This is a genomic window from Promicromonospora sp. NPDC023987, from assembly GCF_040639055.1.
In the GTDB taxonomy this organism is placed as follows: Bacteria; Actinomycetota; Actinomycetes; order Actinomycetales; family Cellulomonadaceae; genus Promicromonospora.
In genome coordinates this window covers 168,775-193,402 of the sequence record NZ_JBEZZF010000002.1, presented here as the reverse complement: position 1 = coordinate 193,402, position 24,628 = coordinate 168,775, and the positions used below count along the sequence as shown (strand labels likewise).

Below are 24,628 nucleotides of genomic sequence, written 5' to 3'. Positions count from 1 at the left end.
GCGCGGCCTGGTCAGCGCGCCGCACCGATGCGCAGCTCGAGCGAGTCGACCCTGGCCGAGATCACCTGCGACGCCGCGAGCCGGGCGTTGACCTGGCCCAGCACGGTGTCGAGCCCGGCGCGGTCCAGCCCGGGGTCGAGGGCGAGCACCACCGCGACCTCCGCCGTGCGGCCGGGCTCGGCGTGCGCCCGCACCACGTGCTGCACGGGCGCCGCGGCGACCGTGACCTCTGCCGCGATCTCGGGGTCGACGGCCAGACCGTCCTCGTGCGCCACCAGCGCCGGGCGCCACTCCTCACCCTGCGCGAGCGCCCAGACCGCCGGCCGGGGGACGAGGGCCGTCGCCGGCCCGGCGGGGTCCACGACAATCAGCGCCCAGTTCTCGTTCACCGCCGACAGGGCGGCGCGGGTCGCCTCGACCGGCACCGGTCGCGCGTCGGGCCGCCAGGCCTGCATGGCCGCCACCGAGGTGAAGACGGGTAGCGCCCGGCGCCCGTCCGGGGCCTCCAGCGCCACGACGCCGGAGGACGCCTCCTTGTCGACGGTCAGCCCGTCCGGGTTCTGGTCGGCGACGCCGAGCTCGGCCAGGACCGGCACCAGCACCCGGGTCTCGGCCAGCCGCGCCACGACGTCGCGCAACGGGGTCGCCCCGGTCGTGTGCCCGGCCAGCAGCCGGGTCAGCTCGTCGTCGGCCGAGCCGTCGTCGTCCGCGAACTGGCTGGACGGCTGGATCGACTTCACTTGGTGACCCCGTCGCCCTCAGGCTCTGTGACCCCGTCGCCCTCAGGCTCTGTGACCTCGTCGCCCGCCGCGGAGGCCGGGCGGCCCGCGACGTCGAGCGCCTCGGGCAGCGTGAACGCGCCCGCGTACAGCGCCTTGCCGACCACGGCGCCCTCGATGGTGCCCAGCGCGCGCAGCGCGGTCAGGTCGTCGAGCGACGAGATCCCGCCCGAGGCGACGACGTGCGCGGGGGTACGCGCGGCGACGTCGGACAGCAGGTCGAGGTTGGGGCCGCGCAGCGTGCCGTCCTTGGTGACGTCGGTGACCACGTAGCGGGCGCAGCCCGCCTCGTCCAGGCGGCCGAGGACCTCCCAGAGGTCGCCGCCCTCCTTGGTCCAGCCGCGTGCGGCGAGGGTGGTGCCGCGCACGTCGAGGCCGACGGCGACCCGGTCACCGTGCTCGGCGATGACCTTGGCCGTCCAGGCCGGGTCCTCGAGCGCGGCGGTACCCAGGTTGACGCGCCGCGCGCCGGTCGCGAGCGCGCGCTCCAGCGACTCGTCGTCGCGGATGCCACCGGACAGCTCCACCTGCACGTCCAGCTCGCCCACGACCCGGGCGAGCAGCTCGGCGTTGGACCCGCGCCCGAAGGCGGCGTCCAGGTCCACGAGGTGGACCCACTCGGCGCCGCCGGACTGCCAGTCCAGGGCGGCGGTCAGCGGGTCGCCGTACGAGGTCTCGGACCCGGCCTCCCCTTGGACGAGGCGGACGGCCTGGCCGTCGGCGACGTCGACGGCGGGCAGGAGCACGAGGCGGTCGGACATGTCTCTCCAAAGTCAGTCTGAGTCTGAGCTGAGTGCTGGGTATTTGTCGCGTCGACCACTGCCGGACGACAAATACCCAGCACTCAACGGGTGGTGCGTGGAAGTTGCTAGGCGAGCGAGCGGACCCAGTTCTCCAGGAGACGGGCACCCGCGTCGCCCGACTTCTCCGGGTGGAACTGTGTGGCCGCCAGTGGTCCGTCCTCCACGGCCGCGACGAAGCGGCCACCGTGGTCGGCCCAGGTGACCTTCGGCGGCGAGAAGACTCCCACCGCGTTCTCGTCGTGCCCCTTGGCGAATGTCTGGGCGGCGTACGAGTGCACGAAGTAGAACCGCTCGTCGGCGATCCCCTCGAACAGGACCGAGCCATCGGCCGCCTCGACCGGCGACCAGCCCATGTGTGGCACCACCTCGGCCCGCAGCCGCTCGACGACGCCGGGCCACTCGCCGATGCCGTCGGCACGCTCACCGTGCTCCACACCGGCGTCGAACATGACCTGCATGCCCACGCAGATACCGAGGACCGGACGGTTGCCGGCCAGTCTGCGGCCCACCACCTCGTGCCCTCGGGCAGCCTTGAGCCCCGCCATGCACGCGGCGAAGGCGCCGACACCCGGCACCACGAGGCCGTCGGCCTCCTGCGCGACGGCCCGGTCGGCGGTCAGCGTGACGTCGGCCCCCACCCGTTCCAACGAGCGGACGGCGGACCGGACGTTGCCGAAGCCGTAGTCGAGGACGACGACCCTCGCGCTCACCTCAGGCCCCGTCCGTGCTGTCCGGACCTGGCTCGCCCTTGCCCATGCCCTTGCGTGCCTTGCGTGCGGCGGACGTCAGCATCCGGACCGCCTTGAACTTGCTGATCGAGGTCGAGCGGACCACGCCGTCGAGGTCGGCCACGGTCGTGGCGCCCGTCAGCAGGTCGACCACCTCCTCCGGAGCACCGCCCAGCACGAGGCCCGGGGCGAGCTCGTCGCCGCGGGCGCCGTCGGCGAACCGGACCGCCGTCAGCTGCTCGCCCGTGCGGGTGATCAGGACGAGCGGGACGCCCCGCACCAGCTGGGAGACAGCCGCCGCGGCCTGCTCGGGCGCGTCGCCCGTGAGGTCCCGGAGCACGCCGACGGCGCCGACCGAGGTGGGTACAGCGGAGAGGTCGAGCTGCGCCAGGGAGCTGGCGGCGGCGAGCGGCTCAGCGCCCGCGATCTGCGTGATGAGCGCGGCGAACTCCGGCTCGCCGCTACCGGTCAGGGACGACAGGTCGTCCGGGATCTCGAGGTTGTCGAGATCGAAGTCGGGCAAGTCGTCGCCGGTCGGCGTGTTGCTGCTGGACCCGTCGTTCTCGGGCCTGGTGCTGTCGGACATGGCGGCTAGAGCGCACCCTTCGTGGACGGGATGCCGTCGACCCGCGGGTCGACGGCGACGGCGGCGCGCAGCGCACGCGCCAGCGCCTTGAACTGAGCTTCGACGATGTGGTGCGGGTCCCTGCCCGCGAGCACCCGCACGTGCAGGCAGATGCCGGCGTGGTGGGCTATCGACTCCAGCACGTGCCGCGTCAGCGAACCGGTGAAGTGGCCGCCGATGAGGTGGTACTCCTGACCGGCGGGCTCGCCCTCGTGCACCAGGTAGGGCCGGCCCGACACGTCCACGACCGCCTGGGCGAGCGCCTCGTCGAGCGGCACGAGCGCGTCGCCGAACCGGGAGATCCCGGCCTTGTCGCCGAGCGCCTGACGCAGCGCCTCACCGATGCTGATGGCGACGTCCTCCACCGTGTGGTGGGCGTCGATGTGGGTGTCGCCGGTCGCCTGCACGGTGAGGTCGATCAGCGAGTGCTTGCCGAGCGCGGTGAGCATGTGGTCGTAGAACGGCACGCTCGTGCTGATCTCGGTCCGGCCGGTGCCGTCCAGGTCGAGCTCGACCAGCACCTTCGACTCGGAGGTGGCGCGCTCGATGCGTGCAGACCTGCTCATGACTGTTCCTCTCCCTGCTGCCGCAAGACCTCGGTGAGTGCCGCGCGGAACGCGGCCATCTCCGCGGACGTGCCGATCGACACCCGCAGCCAGCCGTCGGGGCCGGTCTCGCGGATCAGCACGCCGCGATCCAGCAGACCCTGCCACACCGCGTGCCGATCGCTGAACGTGCCGAACAGCACGAAGTTGGCGTCCGTCTCGGCCACCTCGAACGGGAGACCGCTCGGCAGCCGCTGCGCGCGCAGCCAGGCGACGCAGTCGTCGCGCTCGGCGCGCAGCGTGGCGACCTGCGCCATGAGCGACTCCCGGTGCCGCAGCGCGGCACCCGCCGCTGCCTGCGTGATCGCGCTCAGGTGGTACGGGAGGCGCACGATCCGCAGCGCGTCCACGAAGCCGGGGGACGCGACCAGGTAACCGACCCGGGCGCCGGCCGCGGCGAACGCCTTGGACATGGTGCGGGACACGGCGAGGTTGGGGTACCGGGCCAGGAGCGCGACCGCCGACGGCGTACCGGGCCGGCGGAACTCCGCGTACGCCTCGTCGACCACGACGACGGGGTGCGCCCCGTCGATGTCGACGCCGAGCGCTGCCTCGCAGATCGCCTCGACCGTGGCGGCGGGCAACGCCGTCCCCGTCGGGTTGTTGGGGCTGGCCAGCAGGATCACCGACGGCCGCACCTCGCGGATCGTCTCGGCGGCGTAGGCCGGGTCGAGCGTGAAGTCGTCCTCGCGGCGACCGACCGCCCAGGCGGTGTGCGTGTCGCGCGCGTACTCCGGGTACATCGAGTACGTGGGGGCGAACGACAGCGCCGTACGGCCCGGGCCACCGAAGGCCTGGAGCACGTGCAGCATCACCTCGTTGGACCCGTTCGCCGCCCACACGTCGAGGTGCTCCAGGCGGACGCCGGTCTCCACCTCAAGATAGTCGGCCAGGTCCCGGCGCAGGTCCGTCGCATCGCGGTCCGGGTAGCGGTTCATCCCGCGGGCGGCGCGCGCCACCTCCTCGGCGATGGTCGCGACCACCTCCTCGCCGGGCGGGTACGGGTTCTCGTTGACGTTCAGCAGCACCGGGACGTCGAGCTGGGGCGCGCCATAGGGCTTCTCGTCCGCCAGCTCGGGGCGCAGCGGCAGCCGCACCGAGGGAGCGGGTGCGTTGTCCTCCGCGCTGTGCTGGTCGACGGCGTTGGTCATCACCGGACCAGTCTACGAACCGCGCGGCGCCGACCTGGTGTGAGTCCGCCCACCGGGCGAGTGGGCCTGGTCACCGCGCGATCACCGCACACCGAGCACGAACGGGTACACGGCGGCCGCACCGGCCTGGCGGAGCAGCCGAGCGGCGACCGTGAGCGTCCAGCCGGAGTCCGTGTAGTCGTCCACCAGCAGGACGGTGCGCCCCGGCAGCCCACGGAGCGCGCCCTCGCCGAGCTGCAGCTGCAGCCGACGGGTCACCCCGGCGAGCCGCATGGCGGAGTTCACGTCGTGCCGGCCCGGCTCCTCCTGCCCCGCGACCGGGCCGATCGCGCCGATCATCGGTACGCCGAGGTACTTCGCCAGCCCGGTGGCCAGGTGGTACGACAGCTGCGGCCGCTTGATGGACCGCACCGCCACGACGGCCTCGATCACGAGCGGGCCGGGCTCCGCGGCACCGGTCTCCCCGTCGTCCGCCCCGGCGGGCACGGCGAGCGGGCGCAGCGCACTCCACTCGTCGAGCACCCGCGCGGCGGCCCGGCGCAGCGGTACCGGAAGCTCACCGTCGCTCGCCGTCGGGGCGAGCAGCTCGCGCAGCGGGCCGGACCAGCCGAGACCGTCGAGCCGGGCGACGGCCCGTCCCGGCTCGGCCAGCTCGGCCGGCGGGATCTTTCCCTTCAGGTCCAGGCCGATGGACGCCAGACCGGTCGGCCACATCTTGCGGGTCTCGACCTCGACACCCGGGCGGTCCATCTCGGCACGCGCCGCGGCGACCGCCTCGGCGTCGGGCGCCTCGGGCAGGTCCATCGCGCCGCACCGGTCGCAGCGCCCGCACTGCCAGCCCGGCGTCAGCTCCGGGTCGTCGAGCTGGGCACGCAAGTACGCCATGCGGCAGCCCTGGGTGCTCACGTAGTCCACCATCGCCTGCTGCTCCGCGGCCCGGTTGGCGGCGACCCTTGCGTACCTTTCGGCGTCGTACGACCACGCCTGCCCGGTGGACTCCCAGCCGCCGCGCACCCGACGGACCGCCCCGTCGACGTCGAGCACCTTGAGCATGGTCTCCAGGCGGGACCGCCGCAGGTCCACCTGCGTCTCCAGCACCGCCGTCGACATGGTGCCGCCGCCGCGCAGGGCGTCGAGCGTGGCCCGCACCTGCCCCTCGGCGGGGAACGCCTGCTCGCCGAACCAGTCCCAGATCGCCTTGTCCTCGACACCCGGGAGCAGCACCACCAGCGCCTGGTCGACGCCACGGCCGGCCCGGCCCACCTGCTGGTAGTACGCGATCGGCGAGGACGGTGCGCCCAGGTGCACGACGAACGCCAGGTCCGGCTTGTCGAAGCCCATGCCCAGCGCCGACGTCGCGACCAGCGCCTTGACCTCGTTGTTCTTGAGGTCGGCCTCCAGCTGCTCGCGCTGCGCCGGCTCGGTGCGGCCGGTGTACGCGGCGACCCCGAGGCCATAGCCGCGCAGCTGCTCGGCGACCTGCTCGGCCGCCGACACGGTGAGGCAGTACACGATGCCGGAGCCCTCGATGTCCTGCAGGGCCTCGGCCAGCCACGCCACGCGCGTGGGCTGGTCGCCGAGCTCCAGCACGGCCAGGTGCAGCGACTCGCGGTCGAGCCCGCCGCGGAGCACGAGCACGTCCTCGTGGCTCGCGCCGTCCGCGTGCACGGCGAGCTGCTCGGCCACGTCCTGCGTGACCCGCTCGTTCGCGGTCGCGGTCGTGGCGAGCACGGGGATGCCGGTGGGCAGGTCGGCCAGGAGCGTGCGGATGCGCCGGTAGTCGGGCCGGAAGTCGTGGCCCCAGTCGGAGATGCAGTGCGCCTCGTCGATGACCACGAGCCCGGCGTCGGCGGCCAGGCGCGGGAGCACCTCGTCCCGGAAGGCGGGGTTGTTCAGGCGCTCCGGCGAGCACAGCAGCACGTCGACCTCGCCGCGCGCTATCGACGCGTGCACCTCGTCCCACTCGGTCATGTTGGCCGAGTTGATGGTCACCGCGCGGATGCCCGCACGCGACGCCGCCGAGATCTGGTCACGCATGAGAGCCAGCAGCGGCGACACGATCACGGTCGGCCCGGCGCCACGGGCGCGCAGGAGCTTGGTCGCGACGAAGTACACGGCCGACTTGCCCCACCCGGTGCGCTGCACCACGAGCGCCCGGCGGCGGAACGCGGCCAGCGCCTCGATCGCCGTCCACTGGTCGTCGCGCAGCCGGGCGTCGTCGCGGCCGACCAGCTCGCGCAGCGCGGTCTCGGCCTCCTCACGGAGCGAGGCGCCCGGCGTGGCGGTGGTGACCGGCCGCACGGCCGGCTCGGGCTCGACCACCGGCTCGGCCTGCGCGGCCGGCGCGTCCGGTGCCGGGTCCGCGACCGGCGGTGCGGCAGCCTCCGTCGCCGCGGCGGCCGCTGCCCCCTCGTCCAGCAGGCCGCGCAGCATCTGGAGCTTGGCGGCCTGCGCCTCGGGGGTGTTCCGGGCGGAGGGCGGGGGCGCCGGGTCACCGACCTCGGTCAGGAACGCTGCGTCGTCCGGCGGCTCCTCCACGTTGAAGGGCAGATCTGCGAAGGGGTCCTTGGTCACGTCATCGATCCTAAGAGCAGCCACCGACACCGCGAGCGGGTTATCCACAGATCCTGGCCGGAGGTCCATAGAATCACCGCCCGTGACCTCCACCACGAACGTGCCCGACCCGCAGGCGGACCGGGAAGCGCGCCGCGCGGACTTCTTGGCCTACTACGACGCCGAGGCCGCCGACCGCGCCCACCGGCCCATCCCGCCTTGGCGCACGGCCGCGCAGGAGGAGTTCCTCGCCGTGCTCGCCGCCGAGCGACGACGCGCCGTGCTGGAGGTCGGCTGCGGCCCGGGACGCGACGGCGCGGCGATCGCGGCGGCAGGGCTCGAGTACACGGGGACGGACCTCTCCCCCGGCATGGTCGAGGTCGCCCGCGCGGCAGGCCTGGACGCACGGGTCGCGTCCGCGACCGACCTCCCGTTCGGCGACCACACCTTCGACGCCGCCTGGTCCATGAGCACGCTGATGCATCTCGACGACGCCGAGCTGGACGCAGCGCTGACCGAGATCACGCGTGTGCTCGTGCCCGGCGGTCTGTTCGCAGTCGGGATGTGGGGCGCCCTGGAGCTGACCGTGGGCCCGCAGGCCGAACCCGGCGAGGAGTACGGGCCGCCCCGCTACTTCCACCGCCGCACCGACCAGATGGTCCACGAGCGTCTCGGCGAGCACGGCACGGTCGAGTCCTGGTGGACGCGGCCGAGCCGGCCGGGCAGCAACCACCGCTATCAGTACGCCGTGGTGCGCACGCCCGGCGCGGACGACTGACGCCGACCGCGGCCGGTCACGCACGCTGCCGGGCGATCACCTCCAGCGCCCGTACCGCCGCGCCGACGCCGTCCTCGGCCCGCACCTGCTCGCCGATGCGCCGCGCGGCGCGGGACATGGCCGGGCTGCCGACCAGCTCCCTCAGGGCGGCCGCGAGCGCCGCCGGTTCGAGCTTCTTCTGCGGCTGCGGCGCCGGGCCCACGCCGAGCCGCTGCACGAGGCGGCCCCAGAACGGCTGGTCGGCCACGAACGGGCAGACGAGCTGTGGCCGGCCGGCGGCGAAGGCGACGCCGGTGGTGCCGGCACCGCCGTGGTGCACCACGGCGGCCAGGTGCGGGAACAGGGAGCGGTAGTCGACGTCGGTCACCGCGAGCACGTCGCTGGGAAGGTCGCTGACGTCCAGGCCGCCCCAGCCTGCGCCGACGACGAGGCGGCACCCGGACCGCCGGACCGCGTCCAGCACCGTGCGGGTGGTCCGTGCGGGGTCGGCGCCGGCCATCGAGCCGAAGCCGATGAAGACGGGCGGTGTGCCGTCCGCGATGAAGCGGCGCAGGTCCTCCGGCAGGGGGCCCGGCTCGCCGGCCAGCTCCCAGTACCCGGTGGTCCGGGCCTCCGAGGGCCAGTCGGCGGGCCGCGGCAGCACCGAGGGGCTGTACGCGTGCAGCACGGGGGCGTGCCCGCCGTCGGGCCGCCGCACCGGGTCGTGCCGCCCACGCCGGCGCGGCAGGCCAAGCGCGTCGCGGCGCCAGCGGTCGATGCCGCCGCTGAACATCAGCGCCGTGCTCCTCATGCCGGCGAACGTCGCGCGGTTCAGGGTGGCGGGCAGCCGGGCCGGCAGCTCCATGCCCGGCCAGGGAAACTCGCGGGTCGGCACGTACATCGGGATGGGCAGCGCGAGCACGGCGGGCACGCCCAGCGCCTCGGCGACGTGCTGGCCGGCGACGATCTGGCCGTTGTGGACCACCACGTCGGCTCCGGAGTCGCGCGCGACGGACCAGCAGTCCTCCAGGACGCGCTTGAACATCGCCGGCAGGGTGCGCATCAGCTTCAGCCGGGTACCGATGCCGCCCTCGAGCAGCGCGCCGGCGTTCTCGCCGTCCAGGAGCGCCATGGGCCCGTCGTCGACCCCCGCGAAGGTGACGCCGTGCGCGGCGGCGAAGTCCGCGAACCGGTGGGGCGCGACGACGACCGCCTCGTGCCCGGCCGCCTGCAGACCCTGTGCCAGCGCGAGGAACGGCTGCACGTCGCCGCGCGTCCCCAGCGTCATGAGCAGCGCCCTCATCGGGCGGCCTCGGTGCGGGTGCGCGCGGTCATGCCGGGTCTCCTCGTCGAGTGGTCAGCCCGGTCGCGACGAGGTCGGCGACCAGGTCGAACGTCGTGCGGTAGGCACCGGGGTCGGCGAGGTACCGGGTGTTCAGCGGGATCAGCAGGACCGTCTGCAGGGCCCCGACCGCGGCGCCGGGGTCGTCGCCGATCAGGTCTCCGCGCACCTGCCGCTCCCGGACGTAGTCCAGCAGCGCCGTGGCGGGGTTGGTGTCCCCCATCGCCGCCATGTGCTCCGGGCCGAGGCGCGCCGCTACCGCCGCCATCTCGTCGGGGTGGGTCACCAGGCGCCGCCACAGCGGGTTGTTCTCCAGCACGTCCAGGGTGGCGTGCAGGAACCGGAGCAGCCCCTCGCGCGCGTCGTCGGTGGACAGCAGGGCACGGTCGATGACCTGGGTCCTGACCTCGCCCGCCTCCTCCACCATGAGCTGGAGGTACAGCGCTTCCTTCGAGTCGAAGAACTGGTAGAACGTGCTCTTCACGATGCCGGCCGGAGCGACGAGCTCCTCCAGCGCCGTCTTGCGCAGACCCTGCCTGGTGAACAGGTCCCGGCCCGCGGCGAGCAGTGCCCTGCTGATCCGGTCCCGCTCGTGGGCGGTGAACCCTCGTGGCATGGTGAGCCTCCTTCGGAGGCCATAAAAACAGATCAGTCAGATGTTCTCAAGCGTTGGCTGCGTCACGCTTTCCGACGGCGGAACGCCCGCGCGTCCGCCGTCGGGCAGCGGCTACCGGCCCTGCAGCGCCTGCACGTTGTCGCCGAAGGTCCAGCCTCGCGACCCGTCCCAGTTGATGGACCAGGTCATGAGGCCCTTGAGCGCCCCGTCGTACGTCCCGTACGCCTGCGACACGAGCGACGGCGCCATGTATCCCCCGCCCGCACCCACCTGGGCCGGCAGGCCCGGCACCTGCTTCTCGTACGGCACCCGGATCGTGGTGCCCTGGATGACGAGCCCGTCGTCGAGGCAGTCGGTCTGCGCCCGGAACCCCTCGACGGTGCCCGCTGCGTAGGAGTTGCCGGAGCAGTCGTACATGCTGCCGTTGTAGTACTGCATGTTGAGCCACCAGAGCCGGCCGTTGTCCGCGTACTTCTTGATGATGGGCAGGTACGAGCCCCAGATTGAGCCGTAGACGACGCTGCCGCCGGTCACATAGGCGGTCTCGGGTGCCATCGTCAGCCCGAACCCGTCGGGCATCCCCGCGAGCACCCCGTCGATGATCCGCATCAGGTTGGCCTGCGACGTCGACAGCTGCGTGATCGAGCCGCTGCCGGTCAGGCCCGTCTCGATGTCGATGTCGATCCCGTCGAAGTTGTGCTCCCGCAGGATCGGCACGATGGTCTCGACGAACCGGTCCGCCACCGCCTGCGAGGACAGGTCGATCCCCGCGGTGGCCCCGCCGATCGACATCAGGATCGTCAGGCCGCTCTCCTTCGCGGCGCACATCTCCTCCGGTGACGGCACCTGCACGCCGGAGTCCATGCCGTCCTCCCACAGGACCGTGCCGTCCGGCAGGATCACGGGGAACGCCAGCGTCGCCACGTTGTAGCCGTGCTGCGTGATCCGTGCGTCCGTGATCGGGATCCAGCCCATCCCGGGGTGCACGCCGTTGCTCGCGCCGTCCCAGTTCTCCCAGTAGCCCTGCAGCACCTTGCCCGACGGGCGCGGCCGCTGGCTGCAGTCGGTCGGCGTGGGCTCAGGGTCGGGCGTCGGGTCCGTGGGATCCGGCTCGGGGTCCGGCGTCGGGTCCGTGGGGTCCGGGTCCGGCTCGGTGGCGCACGCGCCGTCGTCGGTCCACAGGCTCGGCGTGGCGCCCGGCGTCCAGCCCGCGCCCACGTGCGCCGTGTGCCCGACGAGTGCGGTGTAGCCGCGGCCCAGGTGGGTCACGTGGTCGCCGGCAGCATAGGTGCTGCCCTCGGCCCACGTCGGAGCGGCGCAGTCGGCGGCCGCCTGGGCGACGGGGCCGGAGTACGCGACGACGGCGGGGATCGCCAGTCCGGTGACGAGCAGGGCGGCGACTCCGGCCGCCAGGAACGAGGTACGCCGTCTCATGACCACTCCTTCGGGGACACGGGCATTTGTCAGGAACGCTAGCCAAATGCCGTGCGGCGGGGAATACGGGGAACCCACACCTAGACTCGCGGAGTGATCCGACTCAACCCCGAGCAGCTCGTCTTCGTCACCGAGCGCCACCTCGCGACCCTCAGCACCCTGCGTCCCGACGGGACGCCGCACGTGGTCCCGGTCGCCTTCACCTGGGACGCCGACGCCGGAGTCGCGCGGATCACCACGAACCGCACCTCGTACAAGGCGCGCAACGCGGTGCCCGCACCCGACGGCGGCGCTCCGCGTGCCGCTCTCTGCCAGGTGTCGGGCGGCCGCTGGATCACGCTGGAGGGCATCATCGCCGTCAGTACGGACGAGGCGGAGATCGCCGACGCCGTCGAGCGGTACGCGCGCCGCTACCGCCAGCTGGCGCCGAACCCGGAGCGCGTCGTGCTGCGCGTGGCCGTCGACAAGGTGATGGCCTCGACCTACATGGCGTCCTGACGGTCAGCCGACCTGGGCCGACTCCTCGCCCGCCGGGACCGCGACGCTCACCACGTCGCCACGGACCAGCTGGCGGCCGCGGCGGGTCTCGACGTCGCCGTTGACGCGCACCTCCCCGTCGGCGATGAGGTCGCGCGCCTGCGCGCCGTCCTCGGCCAGGTCCGCGAGCTTGAGGAACTGGCCCAGGCGGATGACGTCGTCACGGATCGGGACCTCGGGGACGGAGCCGGATTCGAAGGCAGAGTTGGACACCACACCATTGTCCCCCGCCTGCCGCCATTGGATGGCACATAGACTGGCATGGTGATCCAACGCATCGACCTGCGCGGCCAGGCCCTCGGGCGCCGCGCTCTCCTCGACGTCCTACCCCGTGCCGAGGTCGGAGTGGACGAGGCCGTCCATGTGGTCGAGCCGCTGCTCCGCCAGGTCCGTGAGGGCGGAGCGGCCGCGCTGCGCGAGATCGCGCTGCGGTTCGACGGGATAGCGCCCGAGCACCTGCGCGTCCCCGCCGCCACGCTGACCGACGCCCTCGACAGCCTCACGCCCCTGGTGCGCCGGGGCCTCGAGGAGTCCATCCGCAGGGTCCGGCGGGTCCACGCGGAGCAGCTCCCCGCCGACCACGTGACCGACCTGGCGCCCGGCGCCGTCGTGCGGCAGCGCTGGATCCCCGTCCAGCGCGTGGGCCTGTACGCGCCCGGCGGGCTGGCGGTGTACCCGTCGTCGGTGGTGATGAACGTCGTCGCCGCGCAGGAGGCTGGTGTGCCCGGCCTCGCCGTGGCATCCCCGCCGCAGAAGGACAACGGCGGGCTGCCGCACCCGACCATCCTGGCGGCGTGCGCGCTGCTCGGCGTGGACGAGGTCTACGCGGTGGGCGGTGCGCAGGCGGTGGCGATGTTCGCCTACGGGGCGGCGGGCACCGAGCCGCAGGACGGCGAGACGCTGTGCGAGCCCGTCGACGTCATCACCGGCCCCGGCAACGTGTACGTCGCCGCGGCGAAGCGGCTGGTGCGGGGCATCGTCGGGATCGACGCGGAGGCCGGGCCGACCGAGATCGCCGTCCTCGCCGACGCCACCGCCGACGCCGGGCACGTGGCCCTCGACCTGATCAGCCAGGCCGAGCACGACCCGATGGCAGCGTCCGTGCTGGTCACCGACTCGGTCGAGCTGGCGTCCGCGGTCGAGGCCCGGGTGCAGGACCTCGCGTCCGCCACCAAGCACTCCACGCGGGTGGCACGCGCCCTGGACGGCCCGCAGTCCGCGATCGTCCTGGTGGACGACGTCGCTGCCGGCGTGGCGGTCGTCAACGCCTACGGCGCGGAGCACCTCGAGGTCCAGACGGCCGACGCCGCCAGGGTCGCCTCCCGGGTGCACAGCGCGGGCGCGATCTTCGTCGGACCGTGGTCACCGGTCTCGCTGGGCGACTACATGGCCGGGTCCAACCACGTGCTGCCGACCGGAGGCACCGCGCACTTCGCGAGCGGGCTGGGCGTGCACAGCTTCCTGAAGTCGGTGCAGCAGGTCGAGTACACCCGGGACGCCCTGGAGGAGCTGGCGGACCGCATCGTCGCCGTGGCCAACGACGAGGACCTCCCGGCACACGGCGAGGCCGTCCGGGGCCGCTTCCACTGACTCCTGCTGTCCCGGCTGCTCCGATCTCCTTCGAGGCCTAAGTTTCTTCGCTTTGGCGGGTCCCAAAGCGAAGAAACTTAGGCCTCGAAGGGGGTTGGCGGCCGGGCAAGACGGCGAGGGCCGGATCAGGGCGCCGCGGCGGAGCCCGGAGCGGGTGAATCCTGTGCGGAATCATTGACACGGACTCCTGACCTGCGAAGGAATAGCGAGCACCTGTTCGAGCTCGTTCCATCGCTGCCGTACTGAGGGAGCCGTCGATGTCTCACCGGTCCAGAACGTCCATGCTCGTCATAGCGGCCGTCACGGCATTAGCGGCCGTGGCCGCGCCGGCGGCCGTCGCAGTACCTGCCGCCCCACCCGCAGCGGACAAGACCGATCCGCGGGACGCCCTCGCCGAGAACCTCGTACCTGCCGAGACCACCCCGCAGCCCGGCGTCGAGCGCACCCCCGCCATGCAGAAGCTGTCGCTCGGGCGCGGGAAGGCGGAGCGCACCTATCTGATCCGGCTGGCCGACGCAGCTGTGCCCACCTACGACGGCGGCGTCAGCGGCCTGGACGCGACGGCGCCCCGGTCCGGTCGGACGCTCGACCCGTCGGCGCCCCGCGTACGTGAGTACACCGAGTTCCTCGAGGCGGAGCAGGACGACTTCGTCACCCGCATGGAGCGCACCGTCGGGCACGACGTCGAGGTGCCGTTCACGTACCAGTACGCCGTCAACGGTGTCTCGGCCGTCCTTACCCCCGGCGAGGCCGCCGAGATCGCCAAGGACCCTGCCGTCGAGCACATCGCGCTGGACCGCGAGCACGAGCTGCACACCGACTCCGGCCCGGTCTGGAGCAACGCGGACGCGCTGTGGAACGCCGTCGAGGAGCTGGGCCTGCCGGAGGACTACCAGGGCGAGGGTGTCGTCATCGGCACCATCGACACCGGGATCCACCCGAGCAGCCCGTCGTTCGCCGAGACCGGCGACGACGGCTACACGCACACCAACCCGCTCGGCGCGGGCAACTACCTGGGCGCGTGCGACCCGGCGAACACCGACCAGTACGACCCCGACTTCCCGTGCAACGGCAAGCTGATCGGCGCCTACGGGTTCCTGACCGACACCGACCGGAGCGCCCTGGACGAGGACGGGCACGGCTCGCACACGGCCTCGACGTCCGGCGGCAACGTCGTCGACGACGTGCAGCCCAGCGCCCCGGAGGGTACGAACCCGCCGCCCTTCGACATCTCGGGTGTGGCCCCGCACGCGAACGTGATCAGCTACCGCGGCTGCTGCACCACCGCGGGCCTGACCGCCTCGATCGACCAGGCCATCGCCGACGGCGTCGACGTCATCAACTACTCGATCGGCTCGTCCTCGCCGTCGGACCTGTGGAACGACTTCGACGCGCTCGGGTTCCTCAACGCGCGTGCCGCGGGCATCTTCGTGGCCACCTCCAACGGCAACGACGGTCCCGGGTTCGCCACGACCGGCTCCCCCTCCGACGCGCCGTGGATCACGTCGGTCGGCGCCTCGACGCACAACCGGCACGCGTTCAACTCGCTGACGAACCTGACCAGCAGCGCGGGCGACCTGGGCGACCTCACCGGCAAGTCCCTGACCGGGTCCCTGCCCGCCACGGAGATCGTCTACGCGGGTTCGGTCGACGACCCCCAGTGCCTCGCCACCTCGGGTCACGAGGCGGAGTTCGCCGACAAGATCGTCCTCTGCGACCGTGGCGGCAACGGCCGCGTCGAGAAGTCGGCCAACGTCGCCGCACAGGGCGCCGCCGGCTTCGTCCTGGCGAACGACGAGGTCAACGGCAGCTCCGTGCTCGGCGACGCGTTCGCGGTCCCCGGCGTGTTCCTCGGGTATGAGGACGGCGAGACGCTGAAGGCCTGGCTGGCCGAAGGGTCCGGCCACACCGGCGCCATCGCGGGCACCACGTTCACGCAGGACGACGCCCTCGGCGACACGATGTCCAGCTTCTCCTCGCGCGGCCCCAACCGGGCCGTCGACACGATAGTGCCGTCCATCACCGCGCCCGGCGTGGACATCCTCGCCGCGTACGGCGTGGCCGACGGCGCGTACGACCACGTCGAGTACGGCATCATCTCGGGCACGTCGATGTCGAGCCCGCACGTAGCCGGAGCCGGAGCCCTGCTCACGCAGGCCCGCCCCGACTGGAGCCCGGCACAGCAGCAGTCGGCGCTCATGACCACGGCGCGCACCAGCGTGGTGGACTTCGACGGCTCGCCCGCCACCCCGTACGAGCAGGGCAGCGGCCACATGGACATCGGGCTCGCCGCGCAGGCGGGTCTGCTGTTCGACGAGACCCACGCGAACTACCTCGCGGCCGACCCGGAGGCGGGCGGCGACCCCAAGACGCTCAACCTCCCGTCCTTCGCCGACTCGCAGTGCCTGGCCACGTGCTCGTGGGAGCGCACCGCACAGGTCCCGCCGTCCGCCCCGGCAGACGTCACGTGGACCGCGTCGGTCGACTCCGACGAGGGCCTGACGGTTTCGGTGGACCTGGCCGAGGCCGCCGTGTCGCCGGGTGACTCGCTCGACATCGCGGTCTCCGCCGACGTGGTGGGCGCCCCTGAGGGCGAGACGCTGTTCGGGCGCATCACGCTCACGCCGAGCAACCCGGACGTTCCGGTGGTGACCCTGCCGGTCGCCGTCGTCCCGGCGGTGGCGATCCTGCCCGCCGAGGTGGAGATCACCACCCGTCGCGACGCCGGCTCGCAGGCCGTGACCGACATCAGCTCCATCGAGGTCACCGACTTCACCGGCTCGGTGCGTGGCCTGGTCGAGGCCGACCTCCACGAGGGCTCGCTCAGCCAGGACCCGACCAACGACTCACCCTTCGACGACCTGAGCCAGGTGCACGTCACCACGCTGGAGGTGCCCGACGGCGCGGCGCGGCTCGTGGCGGAGGTCGCCGAGGCAGAGGCGCCGGACCTCGACATGTTCGTGGGTACAGGGGACACGCCGAGCGCGGAGACCCAGGTGTGCGCCTCCACCACGTCGGCCTCGGCAGAGGCCTGCGACGTCCCCGACCCGGACGCCGGGACCTGGTGGGTGCTGATCCAGAACTGGGGCGGCAGCGAGGACCAGCCGGACGAGCACGTGCTCGCCACCGCCGTCGTCCCGTCCGAGGACCTGGGCAACGCGGGCGTGGCCGGGCCGGAGGGCCAGGTGCCGGCGGGCGAGCCGTACGACGTCCGCGTGCACTGGGACCTGCCCGACGCCGCAGAGGGTGACCTGTTCTTCGGTACCGCGGTGCTGGGCACCTCGCCGGACAGCCCCGGCGACATCGGGGAGATCCCCGTCCGCCTGTCCCGCGTGGCCGACGACGTGACCAAGACCGCGTCCACGGACACCGCGGGGATCGGCGACACCATCGGGTACGACCTCACCGTCGCGCCCAACGTGACCCCGGAGGACCTGACCTACACGATCACCGACACGGTGCCCGACGGGCTGAGCATCGACCCCGAGTCGGTGACCGGCGGCGGCGTGGTCGACGGCCAGACCATCACGTGGGAGGTCGACCTGCCGACGGCCGTGGGTGTTGCGGGTGCCTACGAGGCGTCCACGCCGGACACCGACCCGCAGTGCGCCGCCTGGTCCGGGTTCCAGGACCTGGGTGCGGCCGGCGTCGGGTTCAGCTCGCTCGACGGCGACAGCGCCGCCGTCAACGCGTTCCCGAACATCGGACCGTTCCCGCACTACGCCGAGCAGTCTCCGCACCTCACCGTGTCCGAGGACGGCCTGGTCACCATCGCCGGCGGTTACGCCGGAACGCCGTGGGAGCCCCAGGAGGTGCCCGCCAAGGCGGAGCCGAACGGCGTCATCGCGCCGCTGTGGTCCGACCTGGAGCTCTCGCTGGCCGACGACCGCGGTGTGCGGCTGGCCACCTCCGGTGGCGAGGTCGCCGTGGTCCAGTGGGACGACCCGTTCGAGTTCGGCGGTGACCCGACCGACCTGTCCAACTCCGTGGGCACGTTCCAGACGTGGATCTACAGCTCGGTGGCGGACGACCGGCCGGAGATCACCTTCGAGTACGGCGACGTCGGCGCACTGCCGGCGTCGGCCACCATCGGGATCGAGAACCTTGCGGGGACGCTCGGCACCGCCGTGGTGAACGCGAGCGACCCGGCATCTGCGTTGGCCGACGGCAGCAGCATCTGCCTCGACTACGCAGGGCCGAGCATCGACCCGGTCGCGCTCTCGTACGAGGTCACGGTGGATGAGGACGCCACCACCGGCACGTACACCAACTCGGCCGAGCACGTCACGTCCGACCCGTACGCCGCGGCCGCCGTCGCATCGGTCGATGTCGCCGTGACCGGCGTCGCAGCGCCTGCCTGGGAGGCACAGGCCACCTACCGGGCCGGTGACTCGGTCTCGTACGACGGTGCGGTCTTCGTCGCCCAGTGGTGGAGCCGGGGCGACCGGCCGGGGGCCTCGCCGTGGGGCCCGTGGGCCGAGGTCGGTGCCGAGGTCGTCTGCGAGTCGGACACCCACCTGGCGTGGACCAGCTCGTGGATCTACACGGGTGGCGAGACGGTAGCGCACGACGGCCGGCTCTGGGAGGCGCAGTGGTGGACCCGCAACCAGGAGCCCGGAGCCCCGTGGGGCCCCTGGAAGGACGCGGGCCCCTGCTGACCTGACGGCCCACGGAGGAGGGCGCCTGTGCAAGACGCGACAGGCGCCCTCCTTCCGCTCATCTCTGGGGGAACCATGAACGGCCGGCTCACCGCACGTCAGCTCACGGTGGCCCTATGGGGCGTCACGACGGGGACGGTCGCTGCCGCTCTGGTGCTCGCCGCCGTCGACCGCCTCCTGCTCGCGTCGGCCGTGTGCTTCCTCGGTTGCCTTCCGATTGCCCTCATCGCCTGGGGGTTGGAACGTCGGACGCCGCCACGCAGCAGCGCCGAGAAGCGCGCCACGGGGTTGCGGCTGGGGCTCAGGATCGCTGCTGCCGGCGCGGCCGCGACAACGGTCGGCGGTGCCCTCCTGATCGTCGCTCCCCGAGCCGCCGGACATCTTCCAGGACTCCTGCTGTCGGTGGGCGCGACGCTGCTGCTGGGTGGGGTGACCGCCCACCGGCAGGTGCGCTCGCACGACAGGACCGCAGCCGAGGAGGGAAGCGGCGCCGACCAGGCGAGCACCGTCCGGCGTGCGCGGGATCAGACGAGCGATACCTGACGCGACCGGGCCCGGGTTTCAGCCCGCCGGGTCGCGCGTCAGAACCCGTACGGCAGGATGCGCGGCATCTCCGTGCCGTGCCGCCCGGCGTCGTGCATCGCACGCAGCACCACCGCCTCGTGCGGCACCAGCGGCTCCGGCAGCGCGACGAACGGGAACCACGCCAGGTCCGCGGCCTTCTCGGGCTCCTGGATCGTCGGTGTCCCGGTCCAGCGGGTCACCTCGAACATGAAGTCCACGCGCTGCTCGATCGCCGGCCCGCCCGGCTCACCGCGGTGCAGGACGGTCAGCGGTCGGACGTCCTCGGGAGCCACGACCACACCGAGCTCCTCGTGCGCCTCACGCACTGTGGTGTCGATCACCGACTCGCCCTCCTCGACGTGCCCGGCGGCCGCGCAGGCCCAGAACCCGTCGCGGTAGCCGGTGCCCTGCCGCAGCTGGAGCAGCACCTGCCCCTCCCTGCGGAAGTAGAGGTACGCAGCGGGCACGAGGGCGAAGCGTCCGTGGTCGCCCTCGCGATAGCGATCCGTGTCGGCCCGCACTTCCGGGGTGGGCCGGGAGGCGGTGCCCGGAGCGTTCGTCATGAGAGGCAGCCCTGGCCGAGCAGCGCCTTGAGGTCGCCGAACAGTGCGGGAGACTTCTCCACCCGGAGGCTGTCGGAGGCCCGCACCATGGTCTTCTTGCCCGGCTCGGCCACGACGACGTGTACCTCCGCCGACCCGGGGTGTGTGGCGAGCACCTCCCGCAGCTTCACGATCACCGGCTCGACGGCCCGGCTGTGCGGCACCGTCACGGCCAGCGGCGAGTCGGACCCGACGGTGATGTCCGGCAGAGCCACCTCCATGGCCTGCAGCTGCATCGACTCGTCACGGCGGCGCACCTTGCCGCGCAGCACCACCACCTGGTCCTCCGCGAGCATCGTCGAGTACGCGAGGTAGGTCTCGCCGAAGAACATGACCTCGACGGCGCCCTCCAGGTCCTCGACGGTCACGGCAGCCCACGGGTTGCCGTTCTTGCTCATCTTGCGCTGCACCGAGGTCAGCAGGCCCGCCACGGTCACCACGGAGTTGTCCGGCCGGTGCTCGTCGGCGATCAGCGAGGCGATCGAGGTGTCGGCAGCCCGCTGCAGGACGTGCTCCAGGCCGGACAGCGGGTGGTCGCTCACGTACAGGCCGAGCATCTCGCGCTCGAACTGGAGCTTCTGCTTCTTCTCCCAGTCCGGCAGGTCCGGCACCTCGACGGAGAAGCCCATGCCCGCCTCGTCGTCGCCCGCACCGCCGAAGTCTGCGAACAGGTCGAACTGGCCCTCGGCCTCCTTGCGCTTGACGCTGATCACGGAGTCGACGGCCTGCTCGTGCACCACGAGCAGCGAGCGCCGCGTGTGGCCGAGCGAGTCGAACGCACCCGCCTTGATGAGCGACTCGATGGTGCGCTTGTTGCAGACCGGCGCGGGGACCTTGTCGAGGAAGTCCTGGAACGACGTGTAGACGCCCTTCTCCTCACGGGCCGCCACGATCGCGTCCACGACGTTACGGCCGACGTTCCGCACGCCGGTGAGGCCGAAGCGGATGTCTCCCCCGACGGCCGTGAACTTCGCCGACGAGTCGTTGACGTCCGGTGGCAGCACCGTGATGCCCATGCGACGGCACTCGTTGAGGTAGAGCGCCATCTTGTCCTTGTTGTCGCCCACCGACTGGAGCAGGCCGGCCATGTACTCGGCGGGGTAGTTCGCCTTGAGGTAGGCGGTCCAGTACGCGACGAGGCCGTAGCCAGCGGAGTGCGCCTTGTTGAACGCGTAACCGGCGAACGGGACGAGCGTGTCCCAGACCGCCTTGATCGCACTCGGGTTGTACCCCTTCTCCTTGGCGCCCTTCTCGAAGTTGACGTACTCCTTGGCCAGGACCTCGGGCTTCTTCTTGCCCATGGCCCGGCGCAGGAGGTCGGCCTGGCCGAGCGAGTAGCCGGCCATGATCTGGGCGGCGCGCTGGACCTGCTCCTGGTAGACGATCAGGCCGTACGTCTCGTCCAGGATCTCCGCGAACGGCTTCTCGACATCCGGGTGGATCGCCTCGATCTTCTGCTGCCCGTTCTTGCGCAGGGCGTAGTTGATGTGCGAGTTCATGCCCATCGGCCCGGGCCGGTACAGGGCGATGACGGCGGAGACGTCCTCGAAGTTGTCGGGCCGCATCTGTCGCAGCAGGGAGCGCATCGCCCCGCCGTCGAGCTGGAACACCCCGAGCGTGTTGCCGCTGGCGAGCAGCTCGTAGGTGGCCTTGTCGTCGAGCTCCACGTGCTCGATGTCGACCGGGTCCTTGCCGTTCATCACGATGTTCTCGAGCGCGTCGTCGAGGATCGTGAGGTTACGCAGCCCGAGGAAGTCCATCTTGATCAGGCCGAGGCCCTCGGACGTCGGGTAGTCGAACTGCGTGATCACCGCGCCGTCCTGCGGGCGCTTCATGATCGGGATGATGTCGATGAGCGGGTCGCTCGACATGATGACGCCGGCCGCGTGCACGCCCCACTGCCGCTTCAGGCCCTCGATACCGCGCGCGAGCTCGACGACCCGCTGCGCCTCCGGGTCGGTGTCGTGCACCTGGCGGAACTCCGACGCCTCCGAGTACCGCTCGTGCTTCGGGTCGAAGATGCCCGACAGCGGGATGTCCTTGCCCATGACTGCGGGCGGCATCGCCTTGGTGAGCTTCTCCCCCATGGCGAAGGGGAAACCGAGCAGCCGCGCCGAGTCCTTGACCGCCTGCTTGGCCTTGATGGTGCCGTAGGTGACGATCATCGCCACCCGGTCGTCGCCGTACTTCTCCGTGACGTACCGGATGGCCTCACCGCGCCGGCGCTCGTCGAAGTCCACGTCGACGTCGGGCATGGAGACGCGCTCCGGGTTGAGGAAGCGCTCGAAGATGAGGCCGTGGACCAGCGGGTCCAGCTCGGTGATGCCCATGAGGTAGGACACCATCGAGCCGGCCGCCGAGCCGCGCCCCGGCCCCACGCGGATGCCCTGCTGCTTGGACCAGTTGATGAAGTCGGCGACCACGAGGAAGTACCCGGGGAAGCCCATCTGGATGATGACCTCGACCTCGTAGTCGGCCTGCTTGCGCACCGCGTCCGAGTACCCGTTCGGGTACCGGCGGAGCAGCCCTGCCTCGACCTCCTTGATGAACCACGAGATCTCGTCCTCCCCCTCGGGCACGGGGAAGCGCGGCATGTAGTTGGCCTGGTCGTTGAACGACACCTCGCACTGCTCGGCGATGAGCAGCGTGTTGTCGCACGCCTCGGGCAGCTCCTTGAAGATCTGCCGCATCTCGGCGGCCGACTTCACGTAGTAGCCCGTGCCGCCGAACCGGAACCGGTTCGGGTCGTCCAGCGTGGACCCGGAGTTGATCGCGAGCAGCGCCTCCTGGCTGGTCGCGTCCTCCTCGCGCACGTAGTGCAGGTCGTTGGTCGCCACCAGGGGCGCGCCGATCGTCTTGCTCAGCTCGATGAGCTGCTTGGTCACGCGGGTCTCGATGTCGAGCCCGTGGTCCATCAGCTCGACGAAGTAGTTCTCCTTGCCGAAGATCTCCTGCAGCTCGCCCGCCTGCCGCACCGCCTCGTCCCACTGGCCCAGCCGGAGCCGCACCTGGATCTCGCTCGACGGGCAGCCGGTCGTCCCGATGAGGCCGTCGGAGTACTTCTCCAGCAGGTCCCTGTCCATGCGGGGCCACTTGCCCATCTGGCCTTCGAGGGAGGCGAGGGACGACGCCCGGAACAGGTTGTGCATGCCGGTGTTGTTCTTGCTCAGCAGCGTCATGTGGGTATACGCACCACGCGCCGACACGTCGTCGGACTCCTGGCCCGCCTCGCCGTAGCGCACCCGCGTCTGGTCGAACCGGCTGGTGCCCGGCGTCACGTACGCCTCGACGCCGATGATCGGCTTGATACCGGCCTTCTGCGCCTGGGCCCAGAACTCGTGCGCCCCGAACAGGTACCCGTGGTCGGTCGTCGCGATGGCCTTCTGGCCCTGTCGCCCGACCTCCTCCATGAGGTCGCCGATCCGCGCCGCGCCGTCCAGCATCGAGAACTCGGTGTGGACGTGGAGATGGACGAAGTCGTCGCTCTTGGCAGCGGTGGCGGTCGGCATGCCCACGAGTCTAAGAGCGGTCACCGACACTCCCGCCCAGCAACGCCGAGCGGAACCTCACATCAGCGGTACGCGCCCCGCACGACCTCGAGGGCCGCCGCCAGATCGGCCGGGTAGCCGGACTCGACCTCGACCCGGCGCCCCGTCGTGGGGTGCTCGAACCCCAGCCGGTGCGCGTGCAGCCACTGCCGCGTCAGGCCCACCTTCGTGGCCAGCACGGGGTCGGCGCCGTAGGTCAGGTCGCCCACGAGCGGATGGCGCAGCGCGGCGAGGTGCACCCGGATCTGGTGGGTCCGCCCGGTCTCCAGGCGCACCTCCAGCAACGATGCCGCCGACAGCATCTCCAGCGTCTCGTAGTGGGTCACCGAGGGCTTGCCGTCCGCGGTCACCGCGAACTTCCAGTCCGAGCTCGGGTGCCTGCCGATGGGGGCGTCGACGGTGCCCGACGTCGGATCCGGGTGCCCCTGGGCGAGCGCGTGGTAGATCTTGTCGACGGTGCGCTCCTTGAAGGCGCGCTTGAGCCCGGTGTACGCGAGCTCCGACTTGGCCACGACCATCAGACCCGACGTCCCGACGTCGAGACGGTGCACGATCCCCTGGCGCTCGGCCGCGCCCGACGTCGACACCCGGTAGCCCGCGGCGACCAGCGCACCCACCACGGTGGGGCCGGTCCAGCCCGGCGAGGGGTGCGCCGCCACACCGACCGGCTTGTCGATCACGACCAGGTCGTCGTCGTCGTACACGATGCCCATCCCGGGCACGGGCTCAGGCACCACCTCGACGGCGGGCCGCTCCTCCGGCATGTCCACCTCGAACCAGCCGCCGGGGAGCACCCGGTCCGACTTGCCCACCTGGCGCCCGTCGAGGTGCACCGCACCGGCCTCGGCGAGCTCTGCCGCACGGGTCCGGGAGAGGCCCAGCATGCGGGCCAGCGCGGCATCGACACGGTCGCCCGCGAGCCCGTCGGGGACGGGCAGCGTCCGCAGCGCCATCAGGCAGGGTCGCCCTGGTCGTCGCGGGCCGGGTCGTCCACCGTGTCGGCCGGCTCCTCGTCCGTGTGGCGCTTGCCGTCCAGGCCGATCCCGCGCAACGACAGCAGCCCGATCAGCACCGCGGCCGAGACGACGGCGATGTCGGCGACGTTGCCGACGAAGAAGCCCGCGTAGTCGATGAAGTCCACGACATGGCCGCGCGCGAACCCGGGATCCCGCGCCAGGCGGTCCACCAGGTTGCCGAGGGCACCGCCCAGCAGCAGGCCGAGCGCCACGGCCCAGCCACGCGACCCGATCCGTCCGATCGCGCGGACGATGAACACCACGACGACCGTCACGACGATGGTCAGGATCCACGTGTAGCCCGAGGCGATCGACAGCGCAGCGCCCGGGTTGTAGATCAGCCGGATCCCGAGCAGGTCCCCCACGAGCGGGATCGTGGGCGCGTTCGCGACGAGCGCGGACTCCGCCCACCACTTGGTCAGCTGGTCGGCGGCCAGGACGAAGGCTGCGAGCGCGACGGTCCAGGCGATGAGCACACGACTGCTCGACGACGGGGGCGTGGTGGCCGGAGCCGTCTCGTCGTCGGCCACGGCGGGTGGTTCAGCGGAAGTAGACATCAGGCAAAGTCTCCCATGCCGCGGGCGGTACCAGGCTCGCGCGCCCCGAAGGTGGACGACGGGCACGATCGGGTCTGGTCACCGCGCCTGCCGCGGGCGGCGCATGATCAGAAACAGCCTTGCCGGACAAAGCAGCGGGGCCCTTTCCCGAATATCCGGGAAA

At 72.0% G+C, this 24,628-nt stretch carries 20 protein-coding genes; 5 read left to right on the top strand and 15 right to left on the bottom strand.

The genetic code is table 11. From position 1 onward, the window contains the following. Positions 1-11: 11 nt before the first annotated feature. The 7 genes from AB0F40_RS02250 to AB0F40_RS02220 all read right to left on the bottom strand — a co-directional run bounded on the left by AB0F40_RS02250 (position 12) and on the right by AB0F40_RS02220 (position 7,265). Entirely contained in the window at positions 12-740 is a 729-nt protein-coding gene (locus AB0F40_RS02250; protein WP_357463487.1) for an SseB family protein, read from the bottom strand. Beyond that, positions 737-1,540 (bottom strand): bifunctional 1-(5-phosphoribosyl)-5-((5-phosphoribosylamino)methylideneamino)imidazole-4-carboxamide isomerase/phosphoribosylanthranilate isomerase PriA, encoded by an 804-nt coding sequence (priA, locus tag AB0F40_RS02245; RefSeq protein WP_357463484.1) that lies wholly within the window; start codon positions 1,538-1,540, stop codon positions 737-739. Before priA ends, AB0F40_RS02250 begins: the two co-directional genes overlap by 4 nt. A 107-nt stretch (positions 1,541-1,647) precedes the next feature. Further along, a complete protein-coding gene (gene hisH / locus AB0F40_RS02240) occupies positions 1,648-2,292 on the bottom strand; it encodes an imidazole glycerol phosphate synthase subunit HisH (RefSeq protein WP_357463481.1) in 645 nt (214 codons plus the stop codon). Between the two features lies 1 nt (position 2,293). Next, the gene (locus tag AB0F40_RS02235; RefSeq protein WP_357463478.1) at positions 2,294-2,896 is read right to left on the bottom strand and encodes a hypothetical protein; all 603 of its coding nucleotides are present in this window, start codon (positions 2,894-2,896) and stop codon (positions 2,294-2,296) included. A 5-nt stretch (positions 2,897-2,901) separates the two neighbouring features. Beyond that, on the bottom strand, positions 2,902-3,501 hold the full coding sequence (gene hisB / locus AB0F40_RS02230; protein ID WP_357463475.1) for an imidazoleglycerol-phosphate dehydratase HisB: 600 nt from the start codon (positions 3,499-3,501) through the stop codon (positions 2,902-2,904). Then, positions 3,498-4,691, bottom strand: coding sequence for a histidinol-phosphate transaminase (locus AB0F40_RS02225; RefSeq protein ID WP_357463561.1), 1,194 nt, complete (start codon positions 4,689-4,691; stop codon positions 3,498-3,500). The genes hisB and AB0F40_RS02225 overlap by 4 nt, the downstream gene beginning before the upstream one ends. An 81-nt stretch (positions 4,692-4,772) precedes the next feature. Further along, the gene (locus AB0F40_RS02220; RefSeq protein WP_357463472.1) at positions 4,773-7,265 is read right to left on the bottom strand and encodes a RecQ family ATP-dependent DNA helicase; all 2,493 of its coding nucleotides are present in this window, start codon (positions 7,263-7,265) and stop codon (positions 4,773-4,775) included. A gap of 82 nt (positions 7,266-7,347) precedes the next feature. Between AB0F40_RS02220 and AB0F40_RS02215 the strand changes: the two genes are divergently transcribed. Next, positions 7,348-8,022: a class I SAM-dependent methyltransferase gene (locus AB0F40_RS02215; protein ID WP_357463469.1), complete on the top strand. Its 675-nt coding sequence runs from the start codon at positions 7,348-7,350 to the stop codon at positions 8,020-8,022. A gap of 16 nt (positions 8,023-8,038) precedes the next feature. On the opposite strand, the gene AB0F40_RS02210 is transcribed toward AB0F40_RS02215, so the two are convergent. The 3 genes from AB0F40_RS02210 to AB0F40_RS02200 all read right to left on the bottom strand — a co-directional run bounded on the left by AB0F40_RS02210 (position 8,039) and on the right by AB0F40_RS02200 (position 11,393). Next, positions 8,039-9,304: a glycosyltransferase gene (locus tag AB0F40_RS02210; RefSeq protein ID WP_357463466.1), complete on the bottom strand. Its 1,266-nt coding sequence runs from the start codon at positions 9,302-9,304 to the stop codon at positions 8,039-8,041. 28 nt (positions 9,305-9,332) lie between these two features. Beyond that, the gene (locus tag AB0F40_RS02205) at positions 9,333-9,959 is read right to left on the bottom strand and encodes a TetR/AcrR family transcriptional regulator (protein WP_357463463.1); all 627 of its coding nucleotides are present in this window, start codon (positions 9,957-9,959) and stop codon (positions 9,333-9,335) included. Between the two features lie 111 nt (positions 9,960-10,070). Beyond that, positions 10,071-11,393, bottom strand: coding sequence for a glycosyl hydrolase family 18 protein (locus tag AB0F40_RS02200; protein WP_357463460.1), 1,323 nt, complete (start codon positions 11,391-11,393; stop codon positions 10,071-10,073). A gap of 93 nt (positions 11,394-11,486) precedes the next feature. Here AB0F40_RS02200 and AB0F40_RS02195 point away from each other — a divergent pair, with 93 nt between their 5' ends. Then, positions 11,487-11,891, top strand: coding sequence for a TIGR03618 family F420-dependent PPOX class oxidoreductase (locus AB0F40_RS02195; protein ID WP_357463457.1), 405 nt, complete (start codon positions 11,487-11,489; stop codon positions 11,889-11,891). 3 nt (positions 11,892-11,894) lie between these two features. Here AB0F40_RS02195 and AB0F40_RS02190 read toward each other — a convergent pair whose 3' ends face one another. After that, entirely contained in the window at positions 11,895-12,146 is a 252-nt protein-coding gene (locus AB0F40_RS02190) for an RNA-binding S4 domain-containing protein (protein WP_357463454.1), read from the bottom strand. Positions 12,147-12,194: 48 nt separating this feature from the next. Between AB0F40_RS02190 and hisD the strand changes: the two genes are divergently transcribed. The 3 genes from hisD to AB0F40_RS02175 all read left to right on the top strand — a co-directional run bounded on the left by hisD (position 12,195) and on the right by AB0F40_RS02175 (position 18,721). Beyond that, positions 12,195-13,520: a histidinol dehydrogenase gene (hisD, locus tag AB0F40_RS02185; RefSeq protein ID WP_357463451.1), complete on the top strand. Its 1,326-nt coding sequence runs from the start codon at positions 12,195-12,197 to the stop codon at positions 13,518-13,520. A gap of 281 nt (positions 13,521-13,801) precedes the next feature. Then, positions 13,802-18,178: a S8 family serine peptidase gene (locus tag AB0F40_RS02180; RefSeq protein ID WP_357463448.1), complete on the top strand. Its 4,377-nt coding sequence runs from the start codon at positions 13,802-13,804 to the stop codon at positions 18,176-18,178. Positions 18,179-18,205: 27 nt separating this feature from the next. After that, on the top strand, positions 18,206-18,721 hold the full coding sequence (locus tag AB0F40_RS02175) for a hypothetical protein (protein WP_357463445.1): 516 nt from the start codon (positions 18,206-18,208) through the stop codon (positions 18,719-18,721). A 38-nt stretch (positions 18,722-18,759) separates the two neighbouring features. On the opposite strand, the gene AB0F40_RS02170 is transcribed toward AB0F40_RS02175, so the two are convergent. The 4 genes from AB0F40_RS02170 to AB0F40_RS02155 all read right to left on the bottom strand — a co-directional run bounded on the left by AB0F40_RS02170 (position 18,760) and on the right by AB0F40_RS02155 (position 24,465). Beyond that, entirely contained in the window at positions 18,760-19,305 is a 546-nt protein-coding gene (locus tag AB0F40_RS02170; RefSeq protein WP_357463443.1) for an NUDIX domain-containing protein, read from the bottom strand. Further along, positions 19,302-22,853 (bottom strand): DNA polymerase III subunit alpha, encoded by a 3,552-nt coding sequence (gene dnaE, locus AB0F40_RS02165; protein WP_357463440.1) that lies wholly within the window; start codon positions 22,851-22,853, stop codon positions 19,302-19,304. Before dnaE ends, AB0F40_RS02170 begins: the two co-directional genes overlap by 4 nt. A 62-nt stretch (positions 22,854-22,915) precedes the next feature. Further along, positions 22,916-23,845 carry an RluA family pseudouridine synthase gene (locus AB0F40_RS02160; protein ID WP_357463437.1) on the bottom strand — a complete coding sequence of 310 codons (930 nt, stop codon included), beginning with the start codon at positions 23,843-23,845 and terminating at the stop codon, positions 22,916-22,918. Then, entirely contained in the window at positions 23,845-24,465 is a 621-nt protein-coding gene (locus AB0F40_RS02155) for a signal peptidase II (protein WP_357463434.1), read from the bottom strand. The genes AB0F40_RS02160 and AB0F40_RS02155 overlap by 1 nt, the downstream gene beginning before the upstream one ends. Between the last annotated feature and the right edge of the window lie 163 nt (positions 24,466-24,628).